The organism is Accumulibacter sp. (genome assembly GCF_032229525.1).
Taxonomy (GTDB): Bacteria; Pseudomonadota; Gammaproteobacteria; order Burkholderiales; family Rhodocyclaceae; genus Accumulibacter.
Genome location: NZ_JAVTWB010000184.1, coordinates 1 through 6,403, shown reverse-complemented (window position 1 = coordinate 6,403; position 6,403 = coordinate 1). Strand labels below are relative to the sequence as shown.

Genomic DNA, 6,403 nt, shown 5'->3' with positions numbered 1-6,403 from the left:
CTCAAAACAGCTGCTCAGAGACGGTGTCTGGGCGCTTGCGCGGCCGACCGCAAGTTCCTGGCCTTGCCTGTCGGCCAATTGTTTGAGAGATCTGCCCTGCAAACCGCGAGTCGCCTGGAGCAAAATTTCCGTTCGTTGCGCGGCGGAGCCTTTCGCTTCGTTCTGTATCCAGCTGATTTCGGAAGAGGTCGCGATTGGCGGCTTGCCGCGTTGACTGGTCCGCTCCCAATGCAAGATACAGCGGATGCGGCTCGACCAACGAATCGCCCTCGCCCTCGGCCTTCACGCGATAGCTCGACCAAGGATACTCGGACGGGTGCCCAACGAAGCCGGCGCGAACGGGGTTGAGTTCGATGTCGCGCTGGCAGCGCGAGGAGGTAGCGCTCTTCCTGGGTCAGACACAAGCGCAAGCGACCTTCCCAGAGAGTACCGGAACGGCGATAGCTTCGATTGACGTATTGCACGTAGCGCTGCCCCAGTGCTTTTATCAAGGCGCCAACGCTGTTTCCCGCTTCCGCCGAAACAGGCAGATGCACGTGATTGGTCATCAATACGCAGGCATCAATCCGAGAGCCGGTGTTCAGCGCATATTCCTTGAGCCAGTGAGGGTAGAAGCGGGAGTCCTCGTGCACAAAAAAAACAGCCGTCGTGGTTACAACCACGACGGCGGCAGAACCGAACAAAAAGGGTCAGGGTGATTTGCCAATTGAAATCACGCTGACCCTTTGGATAATCGGCCAAGGCGGCCTTCACTGTCGACCCGGCGCCATCGGCCAGCAGCGCGGCGAGACTGTTCGCCAGATCCTTTCTGCTGAAACCCCGGAACCTCAAGCTCTCGATCTTCTTTCTGGCTTTCCTGGCGCAGTTCGTACAGCCGAACGCCGCCTCACCGCTACCAGACCTGCGCGCTCTGAGCGCTGTCTTCATGGCCATGAGCTTTCTGATCTTTGTCGTCTCTGGGCTGCTTGCCAATGCTGTCCGCAAGGCGGTCATTGACTATCCGCCGGTTTAATCGTGGCTGCGGCGCGGCTTCGCAGCGGCTTTGGCCGGTCTCGGCGCCGACCTCGCGTTATCCGAAAGATAAACAGCCGTGCCTCGATACCAGCGACGTATCGCCCGACAAATCGGGCTCCTACGGAGGCAGGCGAGATAGTTGTTTGTAGGAGCCCGATTCATCTGGCGATAAAGCCTTGTCGCTCGCTGATCAGCCCAATGGTCGACGGTGACCATGCTGCTCTCCTGCGGCACGCCATGTGGAAGCTACGAATTCCAGCCGCCACACGCTTTACGCGCTTTCCGTCGAAAAAAACACGGGCTCCGGGGTCAGAAAAGAGCACGGTCTTTCTCCAGGTTTGAGTCGTTTATCGACGCGATCCAGGTAATCAGGGGCTGGCAAGGCGGCTACCCGGCCATCTGCGATTCCGGCGACTAGAGGTCAAGCGTCAGGGCCGCCGACCTTGCCCGCGAGACGCAAATGCACATCAGCCCGGCCCTCTCGCGCTCGCTGTCGCTGAGCGCACTGTCGCGGTGATCGGGAATGCCTGCCAGCACCTTGACCGCGCAGGTCCCGCAGCTACCGCTACGGCAGCCAGCCGCCGCAGCTATCCCCGCCGCATGCACGGCATCGAGAATGCTCTGTTGGGCCGCGACCTCGAGCGTGCGGCCGCTGCCGTGCAGCACCACCTGTATGGGCAGATCGTCGGGCCGCGCTGACACGTGGAAGCGCTCGCAGCGCAGCCGCTCGACAGCGACGCACTGTGTCGCGGCGGCGTCGCGCACGGCGTCAAGCAATCGCACCGGGCCGCAAACGTAGAACAACGCCTCGGCAGGCGCTGCGGCGATCACGCCCGGCACGTCCAGGCGTTGGCCGCGATCTCCGGCGTAGATGCGCAGCTGGGCGCCGAACTGTCGCTCGAGGCGATCCCGGTAGGCCATTTCTCGTGTCGAACGGCCGGCGTAGTGCAGCATGAACCGGGTTTTCCGGGCCTGCAATTGCAGCGCCATCGCCTTGATCGGCGTGATGCCGATGCCGCCGGCGATCAGTACCGCTGGCCGCTGGTCGTCGTGCAGCGCGAAGTCGTTGCCCGGCGGTTGGCAGAACAGCTGCCGACCAATCTGCCAGCTGGCATGGATGGCGACCGAGCCACCGCTCCCAGCATCCTCGCGCAGCACCGCAATCTCATAGGCGTCGCGTCGCGCCGGGTTGGAGCTGATCGAGTAGCGACGCGTTTCCTCGCCGCGGTTTGGCAAGTGCAGCGGCACGTCGATATGGGCGCCAGCGCCAATCTTCGGCAGGGCGGCCCCGTCAGGCGAACGCAGCTCGTAGGCGCGTACGCGCGGCGTCAGCTGTCGAATACCGGTGACGATCAATGCCAGCGAGCCACTACCCACACTAGCCAGCGCGCCCGGCACCGTTCCGCCGCCGTCGGGAACTTCACCCTGGTCACGCGCAAGTGGTGCGAGTGGTACCCGTCGTGCGACGCGTACCAGTTCCTGCTGCAGTTGCGCGATCTCGGCATGCAGCACCTGAGTACGCTGGCCGATCTCCGTTTCGGTAAAGCGCGGCGTGATGTGCCGCGGGCAGTTCCAATCGAAGGCCTCGACGCTGATCAGCACGGCGCGCTCGATACGCGCGCGATAGTTGCCATCCTCCAGGCGCGCGATCAGCGCCGCATCGTCGGCCTCGTCCACCAGCCGTGCGCGACCCCAGATCTTCAGGCGGCGGCGCTGCGCGTAGTCCATCAGAATCAGGGCGACGCGACCGTCGGCTTCGATGTTGCCCGCGCTGATGTATTGCACGTTGCCGCGAAAATCGGCGTAGCCGAGCGTGCGCTGATCCAGCACGCGCAGGAAGCCGGCTGGCCCGCCGCGAAATTGCACGTACGGCCAACCGTTCTCGCCAACGCTGGCCTGGTAGAAGCCATCGCGCGCGGCGATGAATTCGGCCTCGGTCGGGCCAAGCGTGTCGCCACGGTAGTCGACGTGGTCCAGGCGGGCATAGTTTTCCCGACTGCCCATACGCTTCTGGAAGGCGCGCACGCCGGGGGTGAAAGCGATTTCGCTGTAGGCACGAGCCATGATCGTCTCCTGTGAGAGGGGGAACAGCGCGAGCGCCGGCCCGCCAACAGGCGAACGGTCATAACAACATGTTGAGATACCCCAAACCATGAAAGTCATGACCGCCCCCCTCTTTCCCGGCCCTTCTCCCGCAGTGGGGAGAAGGGAGATTCGTGGGTCGCTTACGCGACTTTCACATTAATCGGCAGACGATCTTCTAGGCGGCGGCCCTGACCGGCTCGCGCAGCAAGTCGACCTTCGGGAAGTCGATCTCGACGCGTGTGGCTTTGCCCAGGATATTGGTGAAGAGGTTGATCGCCACCACCGAGATCACTTCGACGATCTCCGCGTCACTCAGCCCGCCGCTACGTGCGGCGGCGAATTCCGCGCTGGTGATCTCGCCCAGGTTGGCGTTAAGTGCCTGCGCAAAGGCGACGGTCACGGCTGCCTTGGTGTCCTGTGAGCTGCCCTGACGGTTGAGCACCATCTCGTCGTTCGAGAGGCCCGCGTGGCGTCCGATGGCGGTGTGCGCCGCGACGCAGTACTGGCAAGCGTTGCCCTCGGCAATGGCCAGTGCGATACGCTCCTGCGTCGCCTTGTCGATGCTCGCCTCGCCGAGCGCGCCGTAGAGCCCGAGGAAGCCTTGCAGCGCCTTGGGCGAGTTGGCCAGCACCCGGATGAAGTTGGGCGTGGTGCCGAGCTGCGCCTGGACGGCGTCGAGCAATTGGCGGGTTTCGCCGGAGGTGGTCTTCGGATCGATGACTTGAACGCGTGCCATGATGAATTTCCTTTCTTGATGGGTTGGGGTTCGGGCGTCGCTGCAGTCGCGACGATTGCCATCTTGATCACTTCGAAAGCACAGATAAATGGCGCGAAAGAGATTTGATTGCTGCAGATTGCGCAGTAATATTTGCCCTTATGGACATGCTCTCCGCGATGCGGGCGTTCGTGAAGATCGTCGATTCCGGCAGCCTGACCGCGGCTGCGGAGGTGCTGGCCGTCTCGCAGCCGTCGATGGTGCGCACCCTGGCAGCGCTCGAACGCGAAGTTGGGGTGAGGCTGTTGAACCGCACCACGCGACGCATGGCGCTGACCGACGAAGGCCGCGAATACTGCGCGCGTTGCCGCGCCATCCTGGCGGCAGTCGACGAAGCGCAGGCGAGTCTCAGCGCACGCCGGATCGAGCCGCGCGGGAATCTGCGGATCACCGCGTCGGTGCCCTTTGGCCGCCAGTTCGTGGCGCCGGTGGTCGTCGACTTCCTCGCCGAGCACCCGCAGATGCACCTCGAATTGTTGTTGCTGGACCGACTTACCGATCTGGTCGAGGAAGGGATCGATCTCGCGGTCCGGCTGGCGCCACTGCCTGATTCGTCGATGGTCGGCGTGCCAATCGGGAACACGCGCCGCCTGATCGTCGGCAGCGCGGCCTTGCTCGCGCGCCGCGGCGCGCCGAGCACACCTGGCGATCTGGCCGGCGAGCCTTGCGTCAGTTTCACCGGACTGGTATCGCCCGGTGAGTGGGAGATCCGCGACCACGACAAGACACTGCGGGTAGCCGTGAACAGCCTGCTGACCACCAACCAGATCGATGCCGCCGTGCAGGCCTGTGTGCTGGGGCTGGGCTGGGGACAGTTCTTTGACTACCACGTGCGCGAGGAACTGCGCGCCGGCACGCTGCTCGAGGTGCTGGCCAGCCATCACGCCCAGCGCACACCGGCGCACATCGTCTATCCGCAAGCCCGGCTACTCTCGCCGAACGTGCGCGCATTCATCGATTTCGCTGCACCGAAGCTGCGCCAGGGGTTGGCTGATGCGGGCTGATCCTCGGTCTTGCAGAAGTTGGTCGGCGGTGACCAAGGGCCGCGGCTGCGGCAAGGGCATCGCCGAGTCTCCCGTGCGGGATGGCCATGCGACGGGTTGGACTGTCGGAGTGACGGCAAGCCGGCCCGAGTCGATGGGCACCGCTCGACGCAGCGGCGCGGCCAATAGCCACACTGCCGCCAACGCATCCCAAGGCAGCGAACTCAGCCGCTCGCAGCGGGTTCCAGGCCTCGACCGGTCACTGAAATCAACCAAACACACGTCTGTCGGAAGTCCGGCAGGCGACGTTCACCCCGTTTAGCGGTACATTGCCTGATGGTAACTCGAGCCGTCGGCAAATTTGCCCAGGACCGCGGACAGGCGTTGCAGTGTCAGGGCCTTCGATCAGGGCTGTTGCCATGCGAATAGCCGTAAGCGGATTGCTATCGCTGCTGTCACCGTGGCAGCTACGGGCATATTCATTCCTGCTCGTGGCGATAGTCGGCGCCTGCGACCTCGCGACCGGCTATGAACTGTCCCTTTCGATCTTCTACACGATTCCCGTTGGCGTCGGCACATGGTACGTCGGTAGGCGCTTCGGCTTTCTTGTCTGTATCGTTTCGGCCATCAGCTGGCTCACGGTCGAGTATGCCGCGGACCACCAATTCAGCCATCCCGCCATACCGTTCTGGAATGCCACCGTCCGGCTTGGCTATTTCGTCATCATTGCTTATCTTCTCGATCGCCTCCGAGGCGCTCTCAATCTTCAGGAAATTCTTGCCCAGGAGGATGGCCTCACCGGCCTTTTGAACGCTCGCACCTTCAGACACAGATGCGACGCGATCTTCATGCTGGCCAACCGGCACGGCAGGCCGTTGGCTCTCGGCTATCTTGACCTGGATGGCTTCAAGGGCGTCAACGATAGCCACGGCCACGCTGTGGGCGATGAGGTTCTGAAAGCAGTCGCGAGCGCGCTGAGCAAACGACTGCGCGGCTCCGACCTTGGCAGCCGCCTCGGCGGTGACGAGTTCGCCGTGCTGCTTCCAGAAACCGACCTTGCCGGTGCCCAGGCGTTCTTTACCGAGTTGCATGAAAGTCTTGTCAAGCTTGCCAGTGCGAACGGCTGGCCCGTTGGCTTCAGCATCGGTGTAGCGCTGTTCCACTGTGCCATGGCGAATCCAGACGATGCGCTACGCTACGCTGACAAGCTGATGTACAAGGTCAAGAACTCGGGCAAGAACAACATCTTGTTCGAGGAATATGCCCGTGAATCTCGTTGCGGCCAAGCCATCACGCAAGGTGACACGGCACAGCGAACCCGGACAGCGCGGGGAAAAACCGGCGCGGCAGCACGACCACCAGACGGGTGACGACCACAACACGGCCGGCCAGAAGAGGCGGATGCGCGTCCGGAAACAACGGCAAGCACGAGGAGCAGGCGCACAGCCCGCACCGGCACGCGAGCCCCGGTGCTAGGCCGAACTTTGACTGGGCGATTGCAGTAAGTGTAGGATTGTTCTGCACTATTTCAATATCGGACGGCTGC

General features: G+C 63.1%; 5 protein-coding genes. 2 read left to right on the top strand and 3 right to left on the bottom strand.

All coding sequences use genetic code 11. From position 1 onward, the window contains the following. Window positions 1-14 precede the first annotated feature (14 nt). The 3 genes from RUW20_RS14325 to RUW20_RS14315 form a co-directional block, all read right to left on the bottom strand. A complete protein-coding gene (locus tag RUW20_RS14325) occupies window positions 15-632 on the bottom strand; it encodes a transposase (RefSeq protein WP_313952907.1) in 618 nt (205 codons plus the stop codon). Between the two features lie 796 nt (window positions 633-1,428). Further along, on the bottom strand, window positions 1,429-3,078 hold the full coding sequence (locus RUW20_RS14320) for a 2Fe-2S iron-sulfur cluster-binding protein (RefSeq protein ID WP_313952906.1): 1,650 nt from the start codon (window positions 3,076-3,078) through the stop codon (window positions 1,429-1,431). Window positions 3,079-3,274: 196 nt separating this feature from the next. Then, window positions 3,275-3,835, bottom strand: a complete 561-nt coding sequence (locus RUW20_RS14315; RefSeq protein ID WP_313952905.1) for a carboxymuconolactone decarboxylase family protein — start codon at window positions 3,833-3,835, stop codon at window positions 3,275-3,277. Window positions 3,836-3,993: 158 nt separating this feature from the next. On the opposite strand from RUW20_RS14315, the gene RUW20_RS14310 reads away from it, so the two are divergent. Both RUW20_RS14310 and RUW20_RS14305 read left to right on the top strand, forming a co-directional pair. After that, on the top strand, window positions 3,994-4,878 hold the full coding sequence (locus tag RUW20_RS14310; protein ID WP_313952904.1) for a LysR family transcriptional regulator: 885 nt from the start codon (window positions 3,994-3,996) through the stop codon (window positions 4,876-4,878). A gap of 419 nt (window positions 4,879-5,297) precedes the next feature. Beyond that, window positions 5,298-6,227: a GGDEF domain-containing protein gene (locus tag RUW20_RS14305; RefSeq protein ID WP_313952903.1), complete on the top strand. Its 930-nt coding sequence runs from the start codon at window positions 5,298-5,300 to the stop codon at window positions 6,225-6,227. Window positions 6,228-6,403: the final 176 nt, after the last annotated feature.

Coding starts and splice junctions, on each gene's coding strand:
- RUW20_RS14315 (WP_313952905.1), bottom strand. CDS start 3,835: ATGGCACGCGTTCAAGTCATCGATCCGAAGACCACCTCCGGCGAAACC.
- RUW20_RS14320 (WP_313952906.1), bottom strand. CDS start 3,078: ATGGCTCGTGCCTACAGCGAAATCGCTTTCACCCCCGGCGTGCGCGCC.
- RUW20_RS14310 (WP_313952904.1), top strand. CDS start 3,994: ATGCGGGCGTTCGTGAAGATCGTCGATTCCGGCAGCCTGACCGCGGCT.